Genomic DNA, 2,055 nt, shown 5'->3' with positions numbered 1-2,055 from the left:
GGCCGCTTCGCGGCCTAACTTCCTTGCTCCGCAAGGAAGTTGATGCGGCGTCACTCCGTGACGCCGACGGAATTCGCTCCGCGAATTCCTAAAAGCCGCAGCTACAAGAGGGGTCGGCTGCGCGGCTTCGCATATCTGACGGTATGTCAGTTTCATTTTTCGGCAAAAGCTTTTCTTGGATTTCATTCCCGATTCTTATATCGAATTACCCCTTCCATATTCTCCGAATGGCAGAATTTTAATGCCCTGGAAAAAGAGTGGAATAAAATCTGACGGCGGCGAACAACCGTTCAACTCGCCAACAGCAGAAAAAATGCGGGTGGCGCTCGCGGAGTCCTCGGCTTCGATGACGTCCGGCCCCGGCCTCAGCTGGGTTGGCCTGAAGTCTTCGTATGTCAGCGCAAGAGCCGCCGTACTGGGGAGGTGGTGGTGTGAGGTCTCGCACGTCGCTTCAGGCGGCGAATCCGACGGAGGCGACGTACTCGTATTTTCCCCATTGAGATCCCAGGTTGACCATCTGGTCGATCCAGGCGTTGTCAAGTGCCTGGGCGTCTCCTCGGGACCAGGCATCGACGATGGCGTCCCAGTTGCGGATGTTCAGTCGGCGGTATTCCAGGACGCGTTGGTGGGGAACGGGTACGTGGGACTGGTCAAGAGGGTGAATCTCCACTCTTGTTCCACCGCTCGTATTGAGTCGCTTGAGTAGGTAACGGGCGACGTTGCGGCGGCGCAGCGTCCAGTAGGCGGCGTCGATCTTCGCCATGTTGGCTTTGTTGGGGTGTTGTTTGCCGGTGAGCCAGGCTTTGAGGGTGCGAGGGGTGACGGTGATGCCTGCTTCGCGCATGGCGTCGTGGCCGGCGGCTGAGCGGGTGAGGTAGCGCAGGCGGGCGGACAGGCCGCGGGAGGAGGTGACCGGGGAGGCGATGCCGTCGACGAGGGAGTCGAGTACACGGGCCGCGGCTTCGCTTCCGCGCTCGCCTCGGGCGCCGTAGTGTCCGAAGTCATGTGTTCTGTCGGGCATATGGGGCTCTTACCGCTGGTCGGTGGGGAGGGTGTAGACGTCTTTCACTTTTACCTGTGACACGTCGCGCCCTTCCGTGAATACCTGTCGCCAGTCGCCGGCGATGTGGAGTTCGTCGGTTCCCATGACCCGCATGACGGTCAGTTGGGCTGTGTGTGCTTTATGGGCTTTGAGCCACAGGTTGACGAATGCTTGTGAACGAATGATGTGCATCCAGTCGGGGCGGTAGAGCGCCCTATTGTAGTTCGACTCTCCCATGGTGGACACGAACTTAGAATACATGGATTTCACGTATTCCAGGGTGACTTCGTCTTCTTCGGTGATGGCTTTTTCGCGGGCGTCGCGCAGAATCTGGCGGAATTTCTCGAAGAGTTGTTCCGTCGATCCGGAGGTGAAGGATTCGTGGATGACCGGAGGGTCGCACAGGTGGCCGTATTGCTGGGTTGCCAGGCGCTGGAGGAGGCGGAGGGTGGGTTCGGTGACCCAGACGGGGCCCGGTTCCTCGCGGTTGCCCAGGGGGTTGGGGAGGTAGGGGTGGTGGTCCCATTCCGGTGGGGTGATGAGGTGGATTCCTGAGCGGCGGCGGGAGTGGACGTTCCCGGTGGAGTATTCGAGGGCGCCGAGCGGGAGATGGGTTTTCAGGGCGGACAGGTAGGCGCCGTTGATGTCGAGGGCGGTCACCTCGCCTTGGCCGGGGGGCGGGTCCAGTCGCGTCCAGTGGGGGCGGGCTTCCCATACTTCGTCCGCGCCGTGGGCGGATTTCTTGCGGAGGATGTCGGGCAGCGGCGGGTGGCCGACGATGTCGTAGCGGGCGCCGGTGCGGCAGGCGTCCAGCAGGGCCATGGCGTCCGGGATCGCGCGGCGCTGCAGTTCGGCGGTGGCGGCTGTGAGGTCGCCGCCGTGTGTGTCGAGGGTTTCGTGGACGGCTCGTGTGATCAGTTCGGGGGTGCGGTCCTGGTTGTGGGGGATGCGGTGGCGGGCGGGTGTCTGCTGGTTGCCGGGTGGTGGTGTGGCGGGGGGTTGGGGGGGGGGGG

The 2,055-nt window shown here is 62.5% G+C and carries 2 protein-coding genes; both read right to left on the bottom strand.

Translation table 11 applies throughout. The features are described 5' to 3' along the window. Positions 1–451 precede the first annotated feature (451 nt). On the bottom strand, positions 452–1,021 hold the full coding sequence (locus OC490_RS49005) for a transcriptional regulator (protein WP_262064546.1): 570 nt from the start codon (positions 1,019–1,021) through the stop codon (positions 452–454). A gap of 9 nt (positions 1,022–1,030) precedes the next feature. Then, positions 1,031–2,055 (bottom strand): transcriptional regulator (locus OC490_RS49000; protein WP_262064545.1); only part of this gene is annotated, 1,025 nt, incomplete at its 5' end.

The sequence above is a fragment of the Streptomyces sp. STR69 genome (assembly GCF_024519455.1).
GTDB lineage: Bacteria > Actinomycetota > Actinomycetes > Streptomycetales > Streptomycetaceae > Streptomyces.
This window is presented reverse-complemented; position numbering and strand designations above follow the sequence as displayed.

Excerpts from the sequence above, each read along its gene's own strand:
- OC490_RS49005 (WP_262064546.1), bottom strand. The coding sequence starts at position 1,021 with ATGCCCGACAGAACACATGACTTCGGACACTACGGCGCCCGAGGCGAG.